The organism is Alterotamlana spongicola (genome assembly GCF_035818475.1).
Taxonomy (GTDB): domain Bacteria; phylum Bacteroidota; class Bacteroidia; order Flavobacteriales; family Flavobacteriaceae; genus Cognatitamlana.
The window spans coordinates 2,041,187-2,066,772 of record NZ_JAYMGV010000001.1 but is presented as its reverse complement, the minus strand read 5'-3'; the positions used below and the strand labels follow the sequence as shown (position 1 = coordinate 2,066,772).

Genomic DNA, 25,586 nt, shown 5'->3' with positions numbered 1-25,586 from the left:
ATTCTTAAATTTGCACCACATTTACTGAAAATTCAATAATAAAAAACCTAATATTATGGGAAAAGGCTTTTTTAATGTACCGGTTGCGGTTAACGAACCTGTAAAATCTTATGCACCGGGGTCACCAGAACGCGATGCTGTTCTTAAGACCTACAAAGCAATGTTTAATAGTAAAATTGACGTTCCTTTATATATAAATGGCGAGCATGTAAAAACGGGTAATACCAGAACCATGTCACCTCCTCATGACCACCAACACAGTGTTGGTACTTATCACCTGGCAGAGCAATCTCATATTGATGAGGCTATTGCTACAGCCCTGGAAGCCAGGAAAACGTGGAGCTTAATGCCATGGGAACAGCGTGCAGGTATCTTTTTAAAAGCTGCTGAATTGATTGCAGGTCCATACAGAGCAAAGATCAATGCGGCAACTATGATTGCACAATCTAAAACCATTCACCAGGCAGAAATAGACGCTGCTTGCGAGTTTATAGATTTTCTGCGTTTTAATGTGCAGTTTATGACTGACATTTATATGGAGCAACCTGAAAGTACCAGTGATGCCTGGAATAGAATTGAATACCGTCCGTTAGAAGGGTTTACCTATGCCGTAACACCTTTTAACTTTACGGCAATTGCAGGAAACTTACCGGCCTGTATGGCATTAATGGGTAATGTGGTGGTTTGGAAGCCTAGTGATAGTCAGGTGTATTCAGCTAAAGTGATCATGGATGTATTTGAAGAAGCAGGAGTGCCTCCGGGAGTAATCAATGTTGTTTTTGGCGACCCGGTAATGATTACTAATACCGTAATGTCCAGTCCTGATTTTTCGGGCTTACACTTTACAGGGTCTACCTTTATTTTTAAAGAGCTTTGGAAACAAATAGGAAATAATATTCATAACTATAAGACCTACCCAAGGATTGTTGGAGAAACCGGTGGTAAGGATTTTATCATTGCTCATAAATCGGCTAATGCCAAACAAGTGGCCACAGCTATTTCCCGTGGGGCTTTTGAATTCCAGGGTCAAAAATGTAGTGCCGCATCAAGAGCTTATATTCCACAAAGTTTATGGGAAGATGTCAAAAACTTTGTGATTGAAGATGTAAAGTCCTTTAAAATGGGATCTCCGGAAGATATGAGCAATTTTATTACAGCTGTGATCCATGAAGGGTCATTTGATAAATTAGCAAAATATATTGATCAGGCTAAAGCGGATGCGGATGCTGAGATCATTGTTGGAGGAAACTATGATAAGAGCAAAGGTTATTTTATAGAACCTACTGTTATTCTTGCTAAGGATCCTAAATACACCACCATGTGTACGGAATTATTTGGCCCGGTTATTACCATTTATGTGTATGATGATGATGCTTATGCCGAAACTTTAAAATTGGTAGATGAAACCAGTGAATATGCCTTAACAGGAGCTATCTTAGCTAAAGACCGTTATGCTATTACCCAGGCTACCGAAGCTTTACAAAACAGTGCCGGTAATTTTTATATTAATGATAAACCAACAGGGGCTGTAGTTGGCCAACAACCTTTTGGTGGTGCCAGAGCTTCAGGAACTAATGATAAGGCCGGTAGTGCCCAGAACTTACTGCGTTGGGTATCGCCCAGAATGATCAAAGAGACCTTTGTAACCCCTACGGATTATAGATATCCGTTTTTAGGAGAATAATTAATACACCCTGTAAAACAGGATTATTAAACCGATAAAAATTATAAAAAGGCTATCTAAAATTTAGATAGCCTTTTTTGTTTCTTATTGCTTTTTAAAATTTGATTTTGTATAAAAATTCAGCTAATTTCGTTTAACGTCGGATATAAATCATTAAAACGACTTCATATCCCAAAAGTTAAACGAACACCCTCAATTACCATTTCAATATAATACATATAATGTATTTAAGGATAAAACAGTATCTAAAAGCCTAAAAAAGAACCAACTCTTAAAACTCAATTCCTATAGAAAATAATTAAATTTGAAAAGCCTGTCCCCTTTTTAAAATGGCAAACGTCTTAGAAGTATAAACTAAAAAACATATATAATTATGAAAGAATTTATGATGATTTTCATTGGAGCCGATTATACCGATCTGGGCCTGTCCCCTGAGGAACTTCAAGGTAGAATGGGAAAATGGTTTGCCTGGAACGATAAAATGGAACAAGCCGGTGTACTAAGAGGAGGTAACGCCTTAATACCGCAAATAAGACGTGTGGTTGGAGCTAACAGAACGGTTACCGATTTAACTTCCGCCGAAGTCAAAGAAATTGTTGGGGGCTATTACATTGTAGAAACTACCGATTTTGATGCCGTACAAAAAATTGCCGAAGATTACCCTGATTATGATCTGGGCGGTACCGTTGAGATTAGAGAAATTATGGTATTTGACCGCTAATGGACCACAAATTAATAGACCATCTTTTCCGGCATCATAGCGGAAAGATGGTTTCTGTTTTAATCCGGATCTTTGGATTTAAGTATCTTGATATTATTGAAGACGCCGTTCAGGACACCTTTATTAAAGCCAGTATCAATTGGCGTACTCAACAACCTGAATACCCGGAAGCCTGGTTAACACAAGCGGCTAAAAACCGGGTTCTGGATATTTTCAGAAAACTCAAAACAGAGCAAAAACACCTGCCAAACATCAATCTGGGAACGGACACTATTGCCCTAAACGAACTCTTTTTAGATACAGAAATTGAAGATGCACAGTTACGTATGATATTTACTGCCTGTCATCCTAAACTTGATCCCAGAGACCGTATTTCCTTTGCTTTAAAAACGGTCTCTGGGTTTAGCATTAAAGAGATCTCCTCTGCCTTACTTACTAAAGAGGAGTCCATTAAAAAACGATTGTTCAGAGCCAGAAAAACCATTCGTAAGGCTGACCTGAAGTTTGAGATTCCGCAAGGCAAATCGCTACCTCAACGTCTGGAAAGTGTTATGGAAGTGCTGTACTTAATTTTCAATGAAGGATTTCATTCCAACCAAAAAGATAAGCTTATACGCAAAGAATTATGTGGTGAAGCCCTTAGGCTTGCCCAAATGCTTTTAAAGAATATACATACCCGAACACCCGAAGCTTATGCCTTATGTGCTTTAATGTGTTTTCATTCTGCCAGGCTAGAAGCAAAAATCAATACTGAAAACGAGTTACTGGATTTAAGAACTCAGGATCGTAGTACCTGGTATTTTCCGCTCATCAAATTAGGTCATGTTATGATGAATAAAGCTGTTGAAACCAATGAATTTTCCTGCTACCACTATGAGGCAGCCATTGCTTCAGAACATTTGCGTGCCTGTACGTTTAATGAGACCAACTGGGAGAAAATTCATTATTGGTATCAATGCTTGAACAAACTGCAACCTATGCCTTCCCATGTATTAACTATGGCCGTGGTATGCATACAGATGCAGGATTTTAAAATGGCTAAAGTATATCTGGACGATATCAAGCAGGAGGATTTTGAACAACGTGCCTACCTGTACTATGGAACTATGGCTGATTATTTTACTGGTACACATAACCTAAAAAAAGCTATTACGTATTTAAATTTAGCATTAAAAACCGTACATAATACGTTGGAAAGAACATATTTGGAGAAAAAGAAAACAACTTTTTTAAAAATTCTTAAAAGCACCAAATAACACCAATATTCTGCAAACAAATTTGGGTATATTGATAATAAAAAATTCTATTTGTTGAAAAATAAAACCTCTTATATTGTAACTTATTTCTACATTAAATAAATATTCTAAAGTGATTCATATAAATTTTGCAAACAAAATTTAAAAGCAACAATTTTTTTCAAAAATTATTGTTTGTTATTTATATAAAATTATCATTAACTTTATTCATACAAAAAACGGCATGTTATTTGTGGATTAAATTTTGTCAATGAAAAAAACACTAATCACCTTCTTAACCATTCTTCCTTTGCTAGCCTTTGGTCAGGCAAACAAATTGTATAGGAAAGCTCTTAGAACTACAGATTTAAAAGAGAAAATTGAGCTATTATCTCAAGTTATCTCCATAGAACCTAAAAATCTGGACGCTCATTTTCAAAGAGGTATTGCAAAAAACGATTTAGGCGATTACAGAGGTGCTATTGTTGATTATTCAAAAATTATTGTTCAAGACCCTGACGCGGATACGTATTATAATAGAGGTAATTCCAGATATAGCATAAAAGATTATACCGGAGCAAAAGAAGATTATGCCAAAGCCTTTATGCTGGACGAGAATTTTATAGATGCTTTATACAGTCTGGCATGCGTAAAATTTGATTTAGGAGAATTTGAAAATGCTATTACAGATTTTGATCAGGTTATAAAAATGGCTCCAAATCAACCAAAAACCTATTTATTAAGAGCCTCAGCATATAAAGCCCTGGAAAAATATACAAAAGCTCTGGAAGATTACACCAAAGCTATCATTGTAGACCCTAATTCAAATACATTCTATAATCGTGGTGCCTTTTATATGGACATCAATTATTTTCAAAAAGCTAATGATGATCTAACAACAGCTTTAAAACTCAACCAAAATAATTCCTATGCCTATTTTTATAGGGGTGCCTCATATTTATTACTTGGAAAATTCACTGAGGCGATTTCTGATTTCTCATCAGCCCTAAAATTTGACTCCAATGATTTTGATGCTTATTTAGGATTGGCCGTAGCATACTATAAAATAAATGATGATAAAAATGCTAAACTTAATTTTGACCGCGCCAATCAAATATTGTCAATAAATAAGGAAATAAACTCTGTAGACCTGTATAGTAACACCTATTGGTTTCAAAATCAATACTATTACTTTAACAACAACATTGCTAAATTGGTCAAAATAAAATAACTACCCCTTATATTTTAATGGCAAATGCACTACTTTTTTAGTCTCAAAGAAGGCTTCAGAATAATAGTTACTTAAATCATATATTGTAGTTGTTTTATAGTCTTTAAGTTCTTCTTTTAGATCTCCGCCTTTTAGGTATAAGATCCCATTTTTCATATCGTGATTTTGCTTTTTAGCAATTTTACCTTTAACCCAGTGGACAAATGTTGGCATTGCGGCTACTGCTCTACTTACTATAAAATCATAAGTATCATTAATAGCTTCTACCCTACTGTGAGTTGTTTTTACATTAGTTAAGCCCAAGCCGGTAACCACTTCATCTACCACCTTTAATTTTTTGGCTATACTATCTACTAAATGAAATGAGCATTCAGGAAACAAAATAGCTAATGGAATTCCTGGAAAGCCTCCTCCAGTACCTACATCAAGAATTTTACTATCACTTTTAAACCGTATTACTTTTGCAATACCTAAAGCGTGTAAAACATGGCGTAAGTATAATTCGTCAATATCTTTTCTTGAGACCACATTAATCTTTAAGTTCCAATCCTGATATAACAATTCCAATTGTTTAAATTGTTCTATTTGATTTTCAGTAAGATCAGGAAAGTACTTTAAAATAAGTTCCATTATTATGTGTTTTTTGTTAAACCGTACCGGCATTATTTGCACAACAACCATCTTGTATAAAAATAGCATCTTAACTATGTGCTTTTAACAGATGTTAAATTTTCAACAAAAATATGCTTTTTAAATGCTTTTTTTTACAAAAAAACGTTATTACTTAAATTTGAATATACCTATCTTTGCCGCAGGTATGATCAGTAATTTTTATTAATTATCATATTAAAATTAATAGCATGACAAAACAAGCACTTTCATTTTCCAGGACTGATTCTGCAAAATTTTTCAAAACACTAAATAAGCGGGTTAACGATTATTTTAAAGAGAATAATATAAGGCGTACAGGAAATTGGAAATTATACTCAAAAGCCATTATAATGTTTGCTTTATTTGTTGCCCCTGTTGTTCTGGTTTTAACTGTTAGCTTACCTTGGTGGGCTCAAATACTATGTATGATTACCGCTGGCATTGGAATGGCCGGGGTTGGAATGAACGTTATGCATGATGCAAATCATGGCTCGTTTTCCAGTAAAAAATGGGTAAATAAATTAATGGGTAGCAGCATTTATATTTTAGCTGGTAATGATTATAACTGGAAAGTACAACATAACGTATTACACCATACATATACTAATATTCAAGGGCATGATGAGGACATTGACGCCGGTAGAATTATACGTTTTTCAAAGCACACAAAATGGTTAAGAATTCATAAGTACCAAAAGTTTTATGCCTTTTTCTTATATGGTTTATTAACTGCAAACTGGGCTATTACCACAGATTTTATTCAAACCTATCAGTACCTTAAAAGAAAGCTGGCTTATGGTAAATTTCCTAATCCTGCTACACAATGGACCAAACTCATTATTGGTAAAATAGTGTACTACTTCATATGGATAGTACTACCGTTAGCTCTTGGTTTTATCTGGTGGCAGGTCTTAATTGGTTTCTTTGTAATGCATTATACGGCCGGAATCATTTTAAGTATTATTTTCCAGTTAGCTCATGTCATGCCTAATACCGAAATGCCTTTACCTGATGAAAATGGTAATATGAAAAATACCTGGGCTATTCATCAGTTATTCACTACATCAAACTTTTCACCAAAAAGCTGGTTAGCCGAATTTTACACCGGTGGTTTAAACAGGCAGGTAGAACACCATTTGTTTGCGCATATTAGTCATATCCACTATAGTAAAATAGCTAGTATAGTTAAAGAAACTACAAAAGAGTTTAGCCTACCTTACAATGAATATAAAACATTTTGGAGAGCTGTAGCTGAACATTATAACCAACTAAAAGATTTAGGAAAAAAACCTAGTTTTGCCTAAGCTTAATCATATATCCAAAAACAATAAATACATGCAATTATTATCTGATAGAATTTTAAGCATGGCTACGTCTGCTACTTTAGCAATGGCTGCCAAAGCAAGAGAATTAAGAGGAGAGGGAAAAGACATTATCGGTTTAAGTCTTGGAGAGCCGGATTTTAACACACCCGATTTTATTAAGGATGCCGCTATTCAGGCTATTAATGACAACTATAACTCCTATACTCCTGTGGATGGTTATGCTGATTTAAAAGAGGCCATCATTACAAAGTTTAGTCGTGATAATAATTTAACCTATTCACCAAGCCAAATTGTGGTCTCAACGGGTGCTAAACAAGCCTTATTTAATGTAGCCGGAGTTATGCTTAACGAAGGAGATGAAGTGATTTTACCTTGTCCGTATTGGGTAAGCTATTCTGATATTGTTAAATTATTTGGAGGTGTTCCTGTAGAAGTTAAAACCTCTATAGATACAGATTTTAAAATGACTGCAGACCAATTGGAGGCTGCCATTACCCCTAACACCAAAATGATGTGGTTCAGCTCACCATGTAATCCTAGTGGATCAGTTTATAGTAAAGCTGAATTACAGGCTCTAGTTGATGTTTTGGAAAAACACCCAAACATCTGTGTGGTTTCTGACGAAATTTATGAACATATAAACTATGGTAAAGGTCATACAAGTATAGCTGAGTTTGATTCCATGTATGATAGAACAATCACAGTAAACGGTGTTTCTAAAGCTTTTGCTATGACCGGGTGGCGTATAGGCTACATTGGTGCTCCTGAAAAAATTGCTCGCGCTTGTAATAAACTTCAGGGACAAGCAACAAGTGGTGCTAATTGTATTGCTCAACGTGCAGTAATTACGGCTTGTAATGAATCTCCTGAGAAAGTTAAATACATGATTGACGAGTTCAAAGAACGTCGTGACCTAATTTTAGACTTACTTAATGATATTGAAGGGTTTAAATGTAATACTCCTGATGGTGCATTTTATGTGTTCCCGGATATTACTCATTTCTTTGGGAAAACATTAAGAGGTAAAACCATTAATAACGCAACAGACTTTTCTTTATATTTATTAGAAGAAGCGCTTGTTGCAACCGTTACTGGGGAAGCTTTTGGTAATCCGGATTGTATTAGAATATCATATGCTGCTTCTACAGAACAAATTGTTGAAGCTATAAAGCGTATTAAAGAAGCTGTTAGTTAAAGATTTACAACTTTAAAATATTTTAAAAAAAGCCACTAATTAATTAGTGGCTTTTTTTATCGGTAACCTATTATGCTTATCATAAAAATTAAATGCTTGATAAGCAAAAACAATAAAACCCTGTTTAAAACAAGGTTTTATTTTAGACTAAACTCAAAATAATTATTGTATGAAAACTCAAATTACTCCTATTTACAAATTAACTATACTTATGTGTAAATAAACTTAACATGTGGTAAATAATGATTATATCTATCAAAATTTAAAAAGCGACTATTTTAATTAGTCCTTGTTAATATTAAATCGATTATGGTTATCACGAAAAATTAAATAACTCAAAAAAACAATAAGGCCTTGTTTAAAACAAGGCCTTATTCAAACTAAAATTTACAAAATAATTTTTATGTAAAAATACTAATCATCTCTACTTACAAATAAACTATACTTTTGTGTAAATAAATTTCACATATGGTAAATAATGCTAGTCTTATAACATTTTTAAAAGCTACTAATTAAAATAGTAGCGTTTTATCATTAAATCTATAAATGGTTATTACATGATTTAAATAGATTCCTTTACCAAAAAGCAAAGCCCTGTTAAAACAAGGCTTTGTGACTAACTTCAAAATAATTATTATATGAAATATTAACTATTTCTACTTACAAATAAAACTATACTTATATGTAAACATTACAAATGTATTACACCAATACGTAATTAACATTAACATATGGTAAATAATGAAAGAGTCGTGACCATATAAAAACACTAATCATATAATGGTATCGTTACGTAACGAAAAATAGTAAAGCTACAAACCCTAAAAAAAGGATAACAAACCCTAAAAAAAGGATAACAAACCCTATAAAATGCTTTACTTTGGCTTGATTGTTTTCTCTTTGTAATCTTTCTTTTATTTCTCTTAATTTTTCTGGTGTTGCCTCTGGAAATTCTCTCATTTCAACATTAGCATAACTTCCAGACAACGCTTTTTTTTCTTTTCTTTTAGATAAGAGACTTCTGTTATTCTTTAATGAATTGTTAGCAGCAGCCATTGCACCTTCTCCTCCCATGATTTTTTAGTTTTAAAATATTAAATAAATAATTAACGAAATAACAGCTACCATTGACAAAGCCACAAATAAGAGTTGCTTAATAAAAACTACCCTGTTTTCTTTTTGAATTCTAATCTTTATTTCTAATAACCCTTCCGGTTTTGCTTTAGGTAGATTTAAAAACTCTTTCTTAGACTGATCATAACTACCAGGTATTTTTCTAAATCTCCTGCTCTTATCAAGCATAATAGACCTATTGCTTTTTAGTGTGCTTATAAATGATTCTCCTAAAGGCATCTTTTAGATTATACTTGATTAATAATAATAGATAAATACTGAAATCAAGATCAACATTATAACTGCAACAAATACCAGCTGCTTTATCCTAATTTCTCTGTGTTCCTTTTGCAGCTTATCCCTTATCCTTTTTAATTCCAAGGGACTAGCATCAGCTACTTTCGCTTCAAACGGTTTACCTTCTTTACCAGACAATTTATTTTTTAGTTTTTCCCTTTTAGGTAATAAGTTCCTGTTATTCCTAATAGTAGATATAGCAGATTGCACTACTCCAAAACTCATAAGTTCTAAAATTTTAAATGTGAATCTTTGTTGAAATAGCCAACATAAGTGTAATTGAGCTCTATAAAGTTTTCCTAGAGCATCAATTGATAATTATAAAAAGTAGCTGCTTTATATATATGTAGGATATTTAACAAGAATGTTACAACAAAAGCGAGAAGTTGTGTTAGGGGTTGTAGTGCTATCTTTTTTGTTTTATGTAAAATTCTCTTGACTTCGTTCAAAGTGACAAAGCAAAAAGAGATAATGAAACATCTATGTTCATGAATCCAACAATCTAAAATAAAAACTCATGAATAAAAGCCCACCTCTTGTGGTAACGTCAAAATATTATACCATTATCTATTTCTCCAAAAGAATGGTGTAAATAAAATAAGTACGGTGAATAATTCTAAACGCCCAATAAGCATTAAAAAAGAAGCCCACCATTTACCTAAAGCCGGTAAAGGTGCATAGTTATTTACCGGTCCAAAATCGCCCAATGCTGGCCCTACATTACCTAAAGTAGATGCCGCCAAACCTATTGATGATTTATAATCTATTCCAAACATTGAAAAAACCAATGAGCCAATAATAAAGGATAACATATATAAAATAAAGAAACCCAATATATTAAATACAATGTCCCCGGAAATAGCTCTTTTATTATATCTAACCGGTAAAATGGCACTAGGGTGTAATGCTCTTTTAAACTCTAAAAATCCGTTTTTTATCATAATCAAATGACGTACCACTTTAACCCCTCCTGAAGTACTTCCAGCTGACCCGCCAAGAAACATCAATCCGAAAAAGAAAACCACAAGAAAAGGTGCCCATAACGTATAATCTGCTGATACAAATCCGGTAGTAGTTACTATAGCCAATACCTGAAATAAAGCATGCCTGAAAGCACTCTCTGCTTCTCCCCAAACCATGGGATGCTCTATAGATGACATTGATACATCTGCTTTAAAATAGATAATAAATGCTGCTATTATAGTAAATATAGCTACAAACTTAAAGTACAATTTAAATTCCTCATCATGTATCACTTTCTGGATCTTTCCTTTAAATGCAAAATAACTCAATACAAAATTTGCTCCGGCCAAAAACATGAAGAAGATAACAATGTATTGAATTATAGGCTGCCCGTTCCAATAAGCCAAACTGGCATTCTTTGTAGAAAACCCTCCCGTTGACAATGTGCATAACGCATGATTTATGGCATCAAAAAAGGACATACCAGCCACATTTAAAAGCAAAGTCTCTGCGGCAGTATAACCAAAATATATTAACCACAGTCGTTTTGCTGTATCTGTTATTCTTGGATGCAATTTGTCTGCACTGGGCCCCGGAGCTTCAGCAGCAAAAAGTTGCATGCCACCAATTCCCAGTAAGGGCAAGATAGCCACGGCCAAAACAATAATACCCATACCACCTATCCAATGTGTTAAACTTCTCCAAAATAAAACGCCTTTAGGAACAACCTCTATATCATTTAAAATAGAAGCTCCTGTTGTGGTATAGCCAGACATGGTTTCAAAAAAGGCATCTGTAAAACTTGATATACTTTCTGTTAGAATATAGGGTAAAGTTCCTGATAAAGACATGATCACCCAACCAAAAGCTACAACAATATAGCCTTCACGTTTATTCATTTCTTTTCTATGCTTTCTAGTCAAAAACATGGTCAAAGTTCCTATCAATAAAGTAATAATACCCGCTAAAGATATCTGGAAGGTCACACCATCTTTATAAATAAAGCTCACCAATGCAGACAATAACATAAAGCCCCCATTAAAGAGCATTAATAAGCCTAAAAAATGAAAAATTATTTTACGATTTAATTTCATCCTTTAATTTAAAGAAATAGTTTTTCAACACCTTTTATAGACCTGAGTAAACTGCAAACTACCACACGATCTCCTTCCTGAATTCTAAAACTTCCTAAAGCTATTAAACCTAAACCATCTCTAATTACCCCTCCAATAATAGCTGATCTGGGGAAATCTATATGCCTTATGCGTTTATTACAAACCTGTGAGGTTGCTTTCACTTCAAACTCCAGTAATTCGGCATTCATATTACTAAGTTTTGTCATGGCTACTACTTCTCCTTTACGTATATACCTAAAAATATTGTTTGCAGCCAAAAGTTTTTTATTGATTAATGTATCAATTCCTATAGAATGAGATAACTCAAAATAATCCATATTCTCAACCAAAGCAATGGATTTTTTTACACCTTTTGATTTTGCAACTAGACAAGACATAATATTGGTTTCAGAATTATTTCCTACAGCAATAAAGGCATCCATATCGCTAATATTCTCTTCATTTAAAAGATCAACATTCCTTCCATCACTATTAATGACCAAAACTTTTGGTAATTCATCCGCAATATCAAAAGCCCTTTCCTTATTTTTTTCCAGGAGCTTAACTTTAAATCCTTTTTCACTAAGGTCTCGTGCAGTTTTATAACCAATTTGGCTTCCTCCAAGAATCATAACATTCTTAATCTCAACATTCTTTTTACCGGTAAGCTTACAAAGCTCTTCATCTCCACCTTCAGAAGTTACAAACACCACATTGTCACCTTCATAAAACATGGTATCTCCTCTGGGAATTATGGTAAATTGAGTTCCTGCTCTTTGTATTGCTATAGGTACAAAATGAATTTCCGGAAATATCTCAGCGGCTTCCTTTACCGTTTTACCAACAAAAGAAGCTTCCTTTGATAGCGTTAACCCTGCCATAGTTAAAGCACCTTCTTCAAATTCATAATTCTCGTTAAAAGATGATTGCTTAAGTGATAATAGTATTTCTGATGCTGCTAAAGCTTCTGGTGAAATCAACTCATCTATTCCAAATTTTATAAAACCAACTTCGTCTTTAAAACGTATAAATTCTGTATTTGAAATTCTGGCAATGGTTTTTTTAGAACCTAACTGTTTTGCCAAAACACAAACAGTAATATTTGTTGTTTCAATAGCAGTTACAGCAATAAACAAATCAGAAGCCTCCACCCTTGCTTCTTTTAAAATAGCAATTGATGTGGCATCTCCCCTGATAACTTTTATATCTAAATGCGTATCGGCATAGGCTAAACTCTCTTTTTCGGTATCTATTAGGGTAATTTCTTGAGATTCGTAAGACAGTAACTTTGCCAAATGAAATCCTACTTCACCAGCTCCTGCAATAATTATTTTCATTGTTTAATTATCATAAAAAGTACAACAAATATAACACAAAATACATAGTGCTATATGAAATTGACTTAATATAATTATTTAGATTCCCAAAATTATATAATGCTCTTTTATAGCGTTGTATTTGTCTAGATAAGATCAATTTTACAATTTTTTGCCCTGAATAGCCCATTAATATTTATTTTGACATTGCTTGATATATCAAATTTTAAATAAATTATGTAGGTTTGCCCAAAAACAGAACCTTGTCAAAAGTAAAACCATACAAAAACAGTGATTTAGGTAAAAAAGAGCAAGTTACCCAAATGTTTGATACGATTTCAGGAGATTATGATGGTTTAAACCGTGTAATTAGTTTTGGAATAGATATTAAATGGCGCAATAAAGTTGTAAAACTGGTTAAAGAAAGTAACCCGGATACTGTTTTAGATATTGCAACAGGAACCGGCGACTTGGCCATTAACCTGGCTCAAACCAACGCTTCAAAAATTATTGGCCTGGATATTAGCAGTGGCATGCTGGAAATTGGTAAAGAAAAAGTTAAAAAGAAAGGTTTAGAATCAAAAATAGAGATGACTTTAGGCGATAGTGAGAACATGCCTTTTGATGATGATACTTTTGATGCTATTACCGTAGCATTTGGTGTTCGCAACTTTGAAACTTTAGAAAATGGTTTAAAAGAAATCTTTAGAGTATTAAAACCAAATGGAACTTTTGTAATTCTTGAAACATCAATACCAACCAAAACTCCTTTTAAACAAGGTTATAAATTTTATTCCAAAAATATTTTGCCTCTGATAGGGAAAATGTTTTCAAAAGACCGAAGTGCTTATAAATATTTAAGTGAATCTGCATCTGTTTTTCCGTATGGTGAAGCTTTGAACAATATTTTACGTAAAATTGGGTTTATTAATGTTGAGGATTTTCCACAAACATTTGGTGTGGCTACAATTTACAAATCATCTAAGTAATTATATGAAGCATTTTTTTGCCCTAATAGCATTTTTACTCATAATACAAACCACTCATGCGCAGCTTTTTAAAAAAGAAAAAGTGACCTATGATGCTAATCAAGGGAGAGGTTCTACGGATAATAATCTGTTACGTTGGGGATACTATTTAGGGTTCAATAATTATGATTTCAATTTTGATTATTATGAAGATCTAAGAGATATTTATGTAAAGCGAAGTCCCGGTTTTAATGTAGGGCTTATTGGAAATTTGCGTGTAAACAGTTTTATAGATTTACGCCTCGAGCCCGGTTTATGTATTACTACCAGAGAATTGTATTATAGCCAAGAGTATTTTGAGGGTGTTGATGTTAATCAATCTGATTTAATCAGAGAGGTTAAATCAACCTATATTCATATACCGCTATTAGTAAAAATTTCTGCCAAGCGCATTAATAACTTTAAACCTTTTATTGTCGGTGGTTTTTCAACAGCATTAAATTTATCAAGCAACGAAAAAAACCCGGAAGACAACAGTAACGGTCAATTTAGAACTACAAAGAATTCTATTTTCTATGAACTGGGCTTTGGAATTGATTTATACTTATACAACTTCAAATTCACGCCATCCATAAGAGGCATCTTTGGAATAAATGACGAGTTAGTTAGGGATAAAGATCCGGATAGTCCATGGACAAGTAATATTGTTAGTATGAAAACCCGCGGTGTATTTGTAAACTTTACATTTCAGTAATTAATAACTCCTGCTAAATTCACTAAGTAAAATAGCTGTTGCGGTTGCCACATTTAAGCTTTCGGTTGTCTTAAGGTCTCCAAATCTGGGAATAGCTATTCTTTCCTTAATAAGCGCCTCTAGGTCTTTTGAAATACCATTGGCTTCATTACCCATTATCAAAACACCTTTTTTAAGCAAACGCTTTTGATATACATTTTCACCATTCATAAAAGCGCCAAAAACAGGGAGCTCAGTATGCGTTATAAAATCCAACAAATCAATATAGCTTATGTTCACCCTGGTTATTGACCCCATAGTAGCTTGTATTACTTTTGGATTGTAACAATCTACAGTAGCTTTACTACATATCAAATCCTTGATACCAAACCAGTCACAAAGCCTGATAATAGTACCTAAGTTTCCGGGGTCACGCACATCATCCAGAGCAACAATAAGGTTTTTTTTATCTATAGGTTTAACCTTCGGGATTTTAAAAATTGCCATGGCCTTATTAGGGGTTGTCAAAAAACTAATCTGTTTTAATTCTCTTTCTGTTATTAAAACTTCAGTTTTGGCATTAATATTGAAGGTCTCTACAGTAAATAGCATATGAAGTTCTAAATTAGATTTTAAAAGTTCTTTTATTGTTTTGACACCTTCAACAACAAAAAAACCATGTTTTAATCTATATTTTTTCTGCTTTAAACTGGCAATTAATTTTATTTGGCTTTTTGAGAGCATGCAATATTTATTTTTTTATAAAGAAAAGAAAATATTAATAAGATTAACTTAAGCTTGTGCGATTTAAGTATTTTTTTAGCCTAAATAGTTTATTTTTGATCCTACATTGGATATTTACTATTAAATCTCTTAATTTATTAAGCCAATAAGACCTTGATTTAACCTTAATTTCATTTGAAAAAACAACTTCAAAATATATTATTATTAGCACTAATTACAAGTATTCTTTTTTCTTGTGATGCTGTTAAAAGGGTTGCAGAGGATGAATATTTGCTTACTAAAAACGTAGTAACCATTAATGATAAAAAAGATAAGACCGAAACTATTAATAGACTCATTATCCAGGAGCCTAACAGAAAAATAATCGGTACCCCATTACGTTTGCATTTATATAACACAGCCAGGCCAAACAGAGATTCCATTTTTGAAGCATGGGTTGATAAAAAAGCTAACCGGAGAGAACGCTTAAATAGCATCTATTCTCAAAAGCAAGTTGACAGGTTGAAAAAATCTGTTGTAGGCTTTAATAGCTGGCTGAAAAAAACCGGGGAAGCTCCGGTTATTATAAATGAGAAAAAAACAAAAAAATCTGTTAATTTACTTAAGGCCTATCATATAAATAACGGTTGGTTTGATGTAGAAGCTGATTATAACATTATAAAAGGAGAAAATAAACGTGCCGAAATTAATTACACTGTTGAAACAGGTCCGGCATTTATACTTGACTCTATTACAACTACCATAAAATCTCCCATTATAGAAAACCTTTATGAAGACATTAAAAAGGAAGCTATCTTAAAGCCAAATGAGCAGTATAAAACTTCAAACTTTGAGAATGAGCGTGAAAGGATCTCCAATAGTTTAAGAAATTCCGGGATCTATCATTTTAAACAGGACTATGTCACCTTTCAAATTGACACTATAGGAACAAATAAAAAAGTAAATGTTAATTTAACCATTCAGGACAGAGCCATTAGAACCTCAGACTCTATAAAAAGAGAACCTTTTGAAGTTTATAAAATTAGTGATGTTAATATCATTACAGATTACACCTTTGAGAACAGAAACAAACCCTTTCAGGATTCAGTAACATTTAACGGTTATAACCTGTATAGTTATGGTAAAATGAAATATAAGCCCAGAACTTTAACAGATGCCGTTTTTATTACTCCCGGAGATATTTATAAAGACAAAGATCTTATAAGAACTTACAGGCATTTAAAAGAATTGCGCACCTTTAGGTACCCCAATATTGAAATTTCAGAACGCCTGGACAAAACCTTATCAGATACTATTTTACTAACCCCTTTAAAAAAGTTTAGTTTAGGGTTTGGTACTGATGTTTCACAAAGTAATATCCAAACCATTGGACTTTCCTTAAATCCAAGCTTGCTCATGCGAAATATATTCAGAGGCGCAGAAACCCTTGAAATATCAGGTAAGGGGTCTATAGGCGCATCAAAAGAAAGGAGTCCCAATGCCAACGATGCTTTTTTTGATATCATTGAATACGGTATAGACCTAAGATTAACCATACCAAGATTTTTCTCTCCTTTTTATACCAAGCATCTTATACCAAAATACATGTCACCCACTACCAATATTACATTATCTACTACCAGTCAAACTAATATTGGACTAGACAAGCAAACCTTTAGTGGAATATTTAATTATAACTGGCATCCCAATGAAAAAGTATCTAACCGACTAGATGTATTTAATGTACAATATGTTAGAAATTTAAATGTTGACAGATATTTTTATGTTTATAATAATTCATTCAACACACTAAATCAAATAGCAAAGGATGTTGATTATATAGATCCTGATACTGATTTAACCAGGCCAGAAGGTGCTGAAGAATTTATAAATTATGCTTTAGGCCCGCCTCCAGCTGATGAGCTTACTGAAGATCAGCTCTTAACAGTTAATAGTATCAATGAACGTAAAACCAGGCTAACAGAAAACAACCTGATTTTATCTACCAGCTTTAATCTGACTATTGATGAACGCACCAACCTGTTTGACAAAGATTTTTCTATTTTCAGAGTAAGAATAGAACCCGCAGGAAACTTGTTGTCTCTAACATCAAAACTTTTAAATCTAAAAAAAGATGCCTCTAACAGATATAATTTATTTAATGTAGCCTACTCCCAGTTTATAAAAACAGAGCTGGATTATATCAAACATTGGGATTTAGGCAAAAAAAATGTTCTTGCCATCAGAAGCTTTTTTGGTATTGCCATTCCATATGGAAACTCTAACAGCATACCTTTTTCTAAAAGTTTCTTTGCAGGGGGGCCTAATGATAACAGGGCATGGAGTGCCTATAATTTAGGTCCGGGAAGCTCCAGAACAACAAATGAATTTAATGAGGCCAACATGAAATTAGCCTTTAGCGCAGAACATCGTTTTAATCTTTTTGATAAACTCAACGGCGCTCTTTTTATTGATGCCGGTAACATTTGGAATGTTTTAGATAGTGAGACCGATGAGCGCGCTATCTTTTCTGGGCTTAAATCATTAAACAACATTGCAGTTGGATCTGGTATTGGCCTCCGTTATGATTTCCGCTTTTTTGTATTTAGGCTTGATATTGGCCTTAAAACTTACAACCCGGCTTTACCGGAAGGAAAAAGGTGGTTTAAAGAATATAACTTTAGAAATGCTGTTTACAATATTGGTATAAACTACCCTTTTTAACCTGTTATTTTATGCTGTTCACTATAACGTTTTAGTATTGTTTTAACGTTTTCCAACTAGTAAACCATCTCAAATTACTTAAAAATTGATTACTTTTATGGCCTAATAATAGAAATCAATTTTAATTTTAAAATGGGACACAATATTAAACCCGGAGTAGCTACAGGACAAGAAGTTCAAGCTATTTTCAACCATGCAAAAGCTAACAATTATGCACTTCCTGCAGTTAACGTTATAGGTTCAGACACTATAAATGGTGTATTAGAGACAGCAAGAGATTTAAACGCTCCTGTAATTATTCAGTTTTCAAATGGTGGCGCACAATTTAACGCTGGTAAAGGATTGAGTAATGACGGACAAAAAGCTGCCATTGCCGGAGCTGTTGCTGGTGCTAAACATGTACACACTTTAGCTGAAGCTTATGGTGTTCCCGTTATTTTACATACAGACCACTGTGCAAAAAAACTATTACCTTGGATTGATGGTTTATTAGATGCCAGTGAAAAGCATTTTGCTGAAACCGGAAAATCATTATTCAGTTCACATATGATTGACCTTTCTGAAGAGCCTATTGAAGAAAACATTGAAATTTGTAAACAATACCTTGAGCGTATGAGCAAAATGGGTATGACTTTAGAAATTGAGTTAGGTATTACCGGAGGTGAAGAAGATGGTGTTGATAATACAGATGTTGACGATTCAAAATTATATACACAGCCAGAAGAAGTTGCTTATGCTTATGAAGAATTAAGCAAAGTAAGTCCTCAATTTACAATTGCTGCTGCGTTTGGTAATGTGCACGGTGTTTACAAACCAGGAAACGTAAAATTAACACCAAAAATCCTAAAGAATTCTCAAGAGTATATTTCTGAGAAGTATGGTGTTGATGAAAACCATATTGATTTTGTTTTCCATGGCGGATCAGGTTCTACAGTTGAAGAAATTCGTGAAGGTATTAGCTACGGTGTAATCAAAATGAATATTGACACAGATTTACAATACGCTTTTATGAGTGGTATTAGAGATTACATGGGAGATAAAGTTGAATACTTAAAATCTCAAATTGGTAACCCTGATGGTGAAGATGTTCCTAACAAGAAATTCTATGATCCTAGAGTTTGGTTACGTGAAGGCGAAAAAACATTTGTTGCTCGTTTAAAAAAGGCTTTTGAAGACTTAAACAATGTGAACACCTTATAATTTTAAGGTAAGTTTTACTACAAATTAATATCAAAAAGACTCTGCATAAAGCGGAGTCTTTTTACTTTACACTACTAACTAACAAACACTTACAGGTGAGTTATCAATAAAATCATGATGGCGTTACTACAAAATTAAAAAAAGGTTTAATTTTGTAGTCAGGCTTTCGGCAGTCGCTTCCCAATAAAAATTGGGAGAGCTCCAACAAATGCCTCAATCCTTAACGCAAAAGGTTAAATTGCACATTAGTTTTAAAAAGCACCTTAAGGGGTATAACAAAATAATAAATCATTATGTCTTGGTTTAAAAGAAAAACAAAAGGAATTACTACTAAAACCGAAGAGAAAAAGGACACTCCAAAAGGATTGTGGTACAAATCTCCTACAGGTAAAATAGTCGATACAGAAGAATTAGAAAAAAACTTCTACGTAAGTCCGGAAGATGGTTACCATGTAAGAATAGGCAGTAAAGAATATTTTGAAATTCTTTTTGATGATAATACATTTAAAGAATTAGATAAAAGCTTAGAGTCTAAAGACCCTTTAAAGTTTGAAGACACCAAGAAATACCCGGAGCGTTTAAAAGCAGCTCAGGAAAAAACCAAATTAAAAGATGCCGTTAGAACAGCGGTTGGTAAATCTAAGGGAAAAGATTTAGTAGTAGCATGTATGGATTTTGCCTTTATTGGTGGCTCAATGGGAAGTGTTGTAGGAGAAAAAATAGCTCGAGCTGCAGATTATTCGTTAAAGCATAATATTCCGTTAATGGTTATTTCAAAATCCGGGGGAGCACGTATGATGGAAGCCGCCTTATCATTAATGCAATTAGCAAAAACCTCGGTAAAATTAGCGCAATTAGCAGATGCTAAAATTCCTTATATTTCATTGTGTACAGATCCAACCACTGGGGGAACCACAGCCTCTTTTGCCATGTTGGGAGATATAAATATTAGTGAACCCGGGGCCTTAATTGGTTTTGCAGGGCCACGTATTGTAAGAGATACCACAGGAAAAGAATTACCGGAAGGCTTTCAAACTTCGGAGTTTTTATTAGAACACGGGTTTTTAGATTTTATCACCTTACGTAGAGATCTAAAAAACAGGGTTAATCAATATCTTGATTTGATATTGAACCAACCACTAAGAGTTTAGGTTTTTTCATCTTAATAAAATAAACACGCCGTAAAGTTTAAAACTTTACGGCGTGTTAGCTTTACGTTAAGCCTATTTTTTAACAAATTTTAAATTTTGATTATTATTTAATCGAATGATGTATATTCCGGCTTTTAAGCCTTCAACACTTAACTTTTTATTTTTCAGCAAACGTCCTTCTTTAACTTTTACTCCTAAAGTATTATAAATTTCAAATTGATTTTCAGCTAATTCCAAACCGCTTATTTCTATAAAATCGGAAGCAGGGTTTGGAAATAATTCAAAATTCTTGATCATACCTTTTTTTTCAATACTTAAAACCGGAGAAACATTAAAAACAGTTGAACTGGCTGGATAGGCCGTTGAATTATCAAAATCCCAATTATTTATATTCATCAAACTTGCCAGAAGATCTGCTTTACTATCATTATGATTTGCAGATGCTTTATAACGGGCATTATCAACTTCGGAGTTAACTCCATTTGGGAAAAGGCCAAGAAAACCGTTGCTCCCATTAGTCTTCCCTGATGGCAAAATAGAACCATTTGTTGATGCACTTGCACTTGCAAACCACGCATTTCCTGGTGAACCTGAAATCCCATTATCACCGTTAATCCCAGCAATAATATTTGAACTGGATTGGTACCCAAATAAATTATCACCAAACGTACCAAGCATATTTCCAAGGCTTGGGTCAAATATCCCAACACTACTTATACTCATAGGGCTATTCCCTGATGTCATAGTATATCCTAAAGTGTTCGTAGTAACATGACATTCTTCTCCTGCCACTATATTAGTATTAACAACAAACTTTATTGTACTTTCATTTCCATAGAATGCAGATCCATCCCATCCTTCATCTGTAATAAAGAATTCTGTTGAAGCTGTCACATCAGTAAGGAAAACAAAAGAAAAAGAATCATCACCTGCATTATATCTTGTAAATGCAATATCTCCATCTACTAAGGTAGTTTGGGCCTGATTTGAAAAAGCACTAATCAAAAGTAAGTGCATAATGTAAAATTTGAGGTAATTTTTTCTCATTGTAATAAAGGTTAGGGTTTTCATGACAACAAATGTAATAATTTTCATATCGACAAAAAAACAATTTTATCGATAAAACACCATTAAAATAGCTTTATACTTATATTAAGATTGTATTAATTTAAAGAGAAAGCTATCAGCCTAATCTAATAAAAGTGTCATGGAACTACACATTTCAAGCAATTCAGCAAATGAATTTGAACAAGTTACTTAAATTGCTTGTAAATTGTTAAAAATTACTATCTTTGCCGCTCGAAAGAAAGGCTTTCGTATACATAAAAATCATTTACAATAATATTAGCATGTATTTAGCAAAAGAAGTAAAAGAAGAGATCTTCGCAAAACACGGTAAAGGAAAGAATGACACGGGTTCTGCTGAGGGACAAATTGCGTTATTTACGCACAGAATTAATCACTTAACTGAACACTTAAAAAACAATCGTAAAGATTACAATACAGAGCGTTCACTAGTAAAACTGGTAGGTAAGCGTCGTGCTTTACTAGATTACTTAACTAAGAAAGATATCTTAAGATATCGTGCCATAGTAAAAGAATTAGGATTAAGAAAATAAAAGAAAGAGGCTTTTTAAGCCTCTTTTTTGTTTTTGCGTTAGGGATTGAACGGTATGTTTGAGCTCCTTGTAAAGAGCGAGTAGGGAAAGCCCGGCCCAATAGGGAAACGCCCAAATAAAATAAATACGTTACGGTGTCATTACGAGAAGTAACAAGGTGACAATCTTTCAATAAGCATAGATTACACATCACTAAAAAAGCGTGACTCACAATGACATAAAATAGAAGAAGCTAATTATAGTTTTTCATTGGTCATCACACAACAACTACACAACACAACGACCATTGTTTAATATAATTTGAGCCCATTTTTGCTTGAATTACAAGAAAAAATTTATGATTCCACAAGTTTTTAAAGAGGTTATAGACCTTGGTGACGGTAGAGAGATTTCTATTGAAACCGGAAAATTAGCAAAACAAGCGCATGGTAGCGTTGTTGTGCAATCTGGAAACTGTATGTTATTATGTACTGTTGTTTCCAACTACAAACAAGCAGATGTTGATTTTTTACCATTAACGGTAGATTACAGAGAAAAATTTGCTGCAGCGGGTAGATACCCCGGAGGTTTCTTTAAAAGAGAAGCCAGACCAAGTGATGGAGAGGTTTTAACTATGCGTTTAGTAGACCGCGTTTTACGTCCGTTATTCCCTAAAGATTATCATAGTGAAACTCAGGTTATGATTCAGTTAATGTCTCATGATGATGAAGTTATGCCTGATGCTATGGCAGGATTAGCCGCTTCTGCTGCAATCATGTTATCAGATTTTCCTTTTGAATGTGCTATTTCTGAAGCTAGAGTTGGCCGTGTAAATGGTGAATTCATAATCAATCCAACAAGAGCTCAATTAGAAGAGTCTGACATTGATATGATGATTGGTGCTTCTGCTGATTCTGTAATGATGGTTGAAGGTGAAATGAATGAGATTTCTGAAGAAGAAATGACCGAAGCTATTAAATTTGCTCACGAAGCTATTAAAGTACAATGTGCGGCACAACTTAAATTAGCTGAAGCTTTTGGTAAAAAAGAAACTCGTGAATATGAGCCGGAACGTGAAGATGAGGATTTAGCTCAAAAAATTCACAATATGGCATATGACAAAGTATATGCTGTAGCAAAAGCAGGTTCTTCTAAACATGAAAGAGGTGCTGCCTTTGCAGAAATTAAAGAAGACATTGTTGCTGGCTTTTCTGAAGAAGAGCAAGAGGATTTTGGTGAATTAATTTCAAAATATTACAGTAAAGCTGAAAAAGCAGCTGTTAGAGATTTAACTTTAAATGAAGGTTTACGTTTAGACGGACGTAAAACTACTGATATCAGACCTATTTGGTGCGAGGTGGATTACTTACCATCAACTCATGGTTCTTCAATCTTTACTCGTGGAGAAACTCAAGCTTTGGCTACAGTTACTTTAGGAACTTCAAGAGAAGCAAACCAAATAGATATGCCTTCTTATGAAGGTGAAGAGCGTTTCTATTTACATTATAACTTTCCTCCTTTCTCAACAGGTGAAGCAAGACCAATTCGCGGAACATCTCGTCGTGAAGTAGGACATGGTAACTTAGCGCAACGTGCTTTAAAAGGTATGGTTCCTGAAGATTGCCCTTATACTGTACGTGTTGTTTCTGAGATTCTAGAATCTAACGGTTCATCATCTATGGCAACAGTTTGTGCAGGAACTATGGCTATGATGGATGCTGGTGTACAATTAAAGAAACCGGTTTCTGGTATTGCTATGGGATTAATTTCTGATGCTGACTCTGGAAAATATGCTGTACTTTCCGATATTTTAGGTGATGAGGATCACTTAGGAGACATGGACTTTAAAGTAACTGGTACTGCTGATGGTATTACGGCTTGCCAAATGGATATTAAAGTAAAAGGTTTATCATATGAAATCTTGGTGAACGCTTTAAAACAAGCTCGTGACGGTCGCTTACATATCTTAGAAAAGATTACTGATACGATTGAAGCTCCTAATGCTGAAGTTAAAGAACATGCACCTACAATGGTTACAAGACGTATCCCTAATGAATTTATTGGTGCATTAATTGGTCCTGGAGGAAAAGTAATTCAGGAATTACAAAAAGAAACAGAGACAACTATTGTTATTAATGAAGATCCTGTTACTGAAGAAGGTATTGTTGAAATTTTAGGTGTTGGTAGTAAAGGTATTGATGCCGTTATTGCAAAGATAGATTCTTTGATGTTTAAGCCTGAAGTTGGTAGTATCTATGAAGTAAAAGTTATTAAGATGCTTGATTTTGGTGCTGTTGTAGAGTATGTTGAAGCTCCTGGAAATGAAGTATTATTGCACGTAAGTGAATTAGCTTGGGAACGCACAGAAAATGTAACTGATGTTGTAAACATGGGAGATGTTTTTGATGTGAAATACTTTGGAATAGATTCTAGAACTAGAAAAGAGAAAGTATCCAGAAAAGCTATTTTACCAAAACCAGAAGGCTACGTAGCAAGACCACCAAGAGATAATAATCGCAATGGTCGTGACAACAACAGAGGTCGTGATAATCGTGGACGTGATAACCGTAACAGGGATAATCGCAGAGACGATAGAAGGCCTAGAGAAGATAAAAAAGAAGATTAATTTTCTTTAGAATTCATTAAAAAAGCTCATCAATATTTGATGAGCTTTTTTGTTATCTAATAAATTTAATGTGGACGTGAAGTTCTAGATCCTACTATAAAAACTCCAAAATTCTTCCCAACACAGGATTCCTGATGTCTTTATTCCAAACAGCAGACAAAATTGTTCGTTGTGATATATGGAGTAAGTCTATAAACTTTATATTTTTATTATGTTTTGGCTTTAATGATTTAGGTACAATGGACACTCCAAAATTATTTTCCACCAAATTATATATGGAACCGGCATGAATAGTATTGTGAGAGATATTGGGAGCAAACCCACCATCATCAAAAATTTGCATTACTTTTTCATAATAACTAGAGCTATATTCTTTATCAAATAGTATGAATGATTCCTCCTTCAATTGCTCAATACCTTCAAAATTTGAACGGTCTAAAGGATGTTGTTTAGGAAGCACCAGACAAAAAGGTTCCTTTAAAATGGGCTTAAGGGCAATTCCTCTAGGAACCCGTTCTAACCTAACAAAACCTAAATCTATATCGTGTGAGATCAGGCTATCAATCTGTTTTTGATTATCCATTTCTTTTAAAGAAAATAAAATATCACTATTTGATTTTTTGAATTTTAACAATAAATCCGGAATTATTTTATTCATAGCAGATCCAACATAGCCTAATTTCAAATGGCCACCCAGTCCATTATTTAATAATTTGGCATGACTAAATATATGATCTAAATGCTTCAGGTTTTTGGTTAGCTCGTTTTGCAAATATTGCCCTGCCTTGGTGAGTTCTACTTTTCTATTATGGCGTTCAAAAAGCACTACTCCTAAATCGTCTTCCATTTGCTTAATCTGCCTGCTTAATCCGGGCTGCGAGATATACAGCCTATCAGCCGCTCTTCTAAAGTGCAGTTCTTCGGCCACAGCCAAAAAATATTTAATATGTCTTATTTCTAATTGATTACTCATAGTTATCAATACTTAACACAAATGATCTTTTAAAGCATCAAAAA

The 25,586-nt window shown here is 33.7% G+C and carries 22 protein-coding genes; 13 read left to right on the top strand and 9 right to left on the bottom strand.

Annotated features, from left to right (window positions below):
• The first annotated feature begins 55 nt into the window (after positions 1-55).
• The 4 genes from pruA (at position 56) to VOI54_RS08865 (ending at position 4,871) form a co-directional block, all read left to right on the top strand.
• A complete protein-coding gene (gene pruA / locus VOI54_RS08880) occupies positions 56-1,684 on the top strand; it encodes an L-glutamate gamma-semialdehyde dehydrogenase (RefSeq protein ID WP_326282384.1) in 1,629 nt (542 codons plus the stop codon).
• Between the two features lie 373 nt (positions 1,685-2,057).
• Positions 2,058-2,405, top strand: coding sequence for a YciI family protein (locus VOI54_RS08875; RefSeq protein WP_326282383.1), 348 nt, complete (start codon positions 2,058-2,060; stop codon positions 2,403-2,405).
• Complete coding sequence (locus tag VOI54_RS08870; protein ID WP_326282381.1) at positions 2,405-3,661, top strand: RNA polymerase sigma factor; 1,257 nt, start codon at positions 2,405-2,407, stop codon at positions 3,659-3,661. The genes VOI54_RS08875 and VOI54_RS08870 overlap by 1 nt, the downstream gene beginning before the upstream one ends.
• Before the next feature lie 250 nt (positions 3,662-3,911).
• Entirely contained in the window at positions 3,912-4,871 is a 960-nt protein-coding gene (locus tag VOI54_RS08865; protein WP_326282380.1) for a tetratricopeptide repeat protein, read from the top strand.
• Here the strand turns inward: VOI54_RS08865 and rsmG are convergent, their stop codons facing one another.
• Entirely contained in the window at positions 4,872-5,501 is a 630-nt protein-coding gene (rsmG, locus tag VOI54_RS08860) for a 16S rRNA (guanine(527)-N(7))-methyltransferase RsmG (protein WP_326282378.1), read from the bottom strand.
• A gap of 230 nt (positions 5,502-5,731) precedes the next feature.
• Here rsmG and VOI54_RS08855 point away from each other — a divergent pair, with 230 nt between their 5' ends.
• Positions 5,732-6,826 carry a fatty acid desaturase family protein gene (locus VOI54_RS08855; RefSeq protein WP_326282377.1) on the top strand — a complete coding sequence of 365 codons (1,095 nt, stop codon included), beginning with the start codon at positions 5,732-5,734 and terminating at the stop codon, positions 6,824-6,826.
• 31 nt (positions 6,827-6,857) lie between these two features.
• Positions 6,858-8,042: a pyridoxal phosphate-dependent aminotransferase gene (locus tag VOI54_RS08850; RefSeq protein ID WP_326282376.1), complete on the top strand. Its 1,185-nt coding sequence runs from the start codon at positions 6,858-6,860 to the stop codon at positions 8,040-8,042.
• 789 nt (positions 8,043-8,831) lie between these two features.
• Here VOI54_RS08850 and VOI54_RS08845 read toward each other — a convergent pair.
• From VOI54_RS08845 to trkA, 5 genes are all read right to left on the bottom strand, one after another.
• Complete coding sequence (locus tag VOI54_RS08845) at positions 8,832-9,116, bottom strand: hypothetical protein (RefSeq protein WP_326282375.1); 285 nt, start codon at positions 9,114-9,116, stop codon at positions 8,832-8,834.
• Between the two features lie 12 nt (positions 9,117-9,128).
• The gene (locus tag VOI54_RS08840; RefSeq protein WP_326282374.1) at positions 9,129-9,395 is read right to left on the bottom strand and encodes a hypothetical protein; all 267 of its coding nucleotides are present in this window, start codon (positions 9,393-9,395) and stop codon (positions 9,129-9,131) included.
• 18 nt (positions 9,396-9,413) lie between these two features.
• Complete coding sequence (locus VOI54_RS08835) at positions 9,414-9,677, bottom strand: hypothetical protein (RefSeq protein ID WP_326282373.1); 264 nt, start codon at positions 9,675-9,677, stop codon at positions 9,414-9,416.
• 338 nt (positions 9,678-10,015) lie between these two features.
• On the bottom strand, positions 10,016-11,509 hold the full coding sequence (locus VOI54_RS08830) for a TrkH family potassium uptake protein (protein ID WP_326282372.1): 1,494 nt from the start codon (positions 11,507-11,509) through the stop codon (positions 10,016-10,018).
• An 8-nt stretch (positions 11,510-11,517) separates the two neighbouring features.
• Complete coding sequence (gene trkA, locus VOI54_RS08825) at positions 11,518-12,867, bottom strand: Trk system potassium transporter TrkA (RefSeq protein ID WP_326282371.1); 1,350 nt, start codon at positions 12,865-12,867, stop codon at positions 11,518-11,520.
• A 242-nt stretch (positions 12,868-13,109) separates the two neighbouring features.
• Between trkA and ubiE the strand changes: the two genes are divergently transcribed.
• Both ubiE and porT read left to right on the top strand, forming a co-directional pair.
• Positions 13,110-13,835, top strand: coding sequence for a bifunctional demethylmenaquinone methyltransferase/2-methoxy-6-polyprenyl-1,4-benzoquinol methylase UbiE (ubiE, locus tag VOI54_RS08820; protein ID WP_326282370.1), 726 nt, complete (start codon positions 13,110-13,112; stop codon positions 13,833-13,835).
• Between the two features lie 4 nt (positions 13,836-13,839).
• The gene (gene porT / locus VOI54_RS08815) at positions 13,840-14,568 is read left to right on the top strand and encodes a type IX secretion/gliding motility protein PorT/SprT (protein WP_326282369.1); all 729 of its coding nucleotides are present in this window, start codon (positions 13,840-13,842) and stop codon (positions 14,566-14,568) included.
• Here porT and VOI54_RS08810 read toward each other — a convergent pair whose 3' ends face one another.
• The gene (locus VOI54_RS08810; protein ID WP_326282367.1) at positions 14,569-15,291 is read right to left on the bottom strand and encodes a TrmH family RNA methyltransferase; all 723 of its coding nucleotides are present in this window, start codon (positions 15,289-15,291) and stop codon (positions 14,569-14,571) included.
• A 174-nt stretch (positions 15,292-15,465) separates the two neighbouring features.
• Here VOI54_RS08810 and tamL point away from each other — a divergent pair, with 174 nt between their 5' ends.
• The 3 genes from tamL (at position 15,466) to accD (ending at position 20,345) form a co-directional block, all read left to right on the top strand.
• Positions 15,466-17,994 carry a translocation and assembly module lipoprotein TamL gene (tamL, locus tag VOI54_RS08805; RefSeq protein WP_326282366.1) on the top strand — a complete coding sequence of 843 codons (2,529 nt, stop codon included), beginning with the start codon at positions 15,466-15,468 and terminating at the stop codon, positions 17,992-17,994.
• 132 nt (positions 17,995-18,126) lie between these two features.
• Positions 18,127-19,194 (top strand): class II fructose-bisphosphate aldolase, encoded by a 1,068-nt coding sequence (fbaA, locus tag VOI54_RS08800; RefSeq protein WP_326282365.1) that lies wholly within the window; start codon positions 18,127-18,129, stop codon positions 19,192-19,194.
• 293 nt (positions 19,195-19,487) lie between these two features.
• A complete protein-coding gene (accD, locus tag VOI54_RS08795; RefSeq protein WP_326282364.1) occupies positions 19,488-20,345 on the top strand; it encodes an acetyl-CoA carboxylase, carboxyltransferase subunit beta in 858 nt (285 codons plus the stop codon).
• A gap of 72 nt (positions 20,346-20,417) precedes the next feature.
• Here the strand turns inward: accD and VOI54_RS08790 are convergent, their stop codons facing one another.
• The gene (locus VOI54_RS08790; protein ID WP_326282362.1) at positions 20,418-21,362 is read right to left on the bottom strand and encodes a T9SS type A sorting domain-containing protein; all 945 of its coding nucleotides are present in this window, start codon (positions 21,360-21,362) and stop codon (positions 20,418-20,420) included.
• A gap of 332 nt (positions 21,363-21,694) precedes the next feature.
• Between VOI54_RS08790 and rpsO the strand changes: the two genes are divergently transcribed.
• Both rpsO and VOI54_RS08780 read left to right on the top strand, forming a co-directional pair.
• Positions 21,695-21,964 carry a 30S ribosomal protein S15 gene (rpsO, locus tag VOI54_RS08785; protein ID WP_326283147.1) on the top strand — a complete coding sequence of 90 codons (270 nt, stop codon included), beginning with the start codon at positions 21,695-21,697 and terminating at the stop codon, positions 21,962-21,964.
• A gap of 337 nt (positions 21,965-22,301) precedes the next feature.
• On the top strand, positions 22,302-24,569 hold the full coding sequence (locus VOI54_RS08780) for a polyribonucleotide nucleotidyltransferase (RefSeq protein ID WP_326282361.1): 2,268 nt from the start codon (positions 22,302-22,304) through the stop codon (positions 24,567-24,569).
• 94 nt (positions 24,570-24,663) lie between these two features.
• On the opposite strand, the gene VOI54_RS08775 is transcribed toward VOI54_RS08780, so the two are convergent.
• Positions 24,664-25,542, bottom strand: coding sequence for a LysR family transcriptional regulator (locus VOI54_RS08775; protein WP_326282360.1), 879 nt, complete (start codon positions 25,540-25,542; stop codon positions 24,664-24,666).
• Positions 25,543-25,586 lie beyond the last annotated feature (44 nt).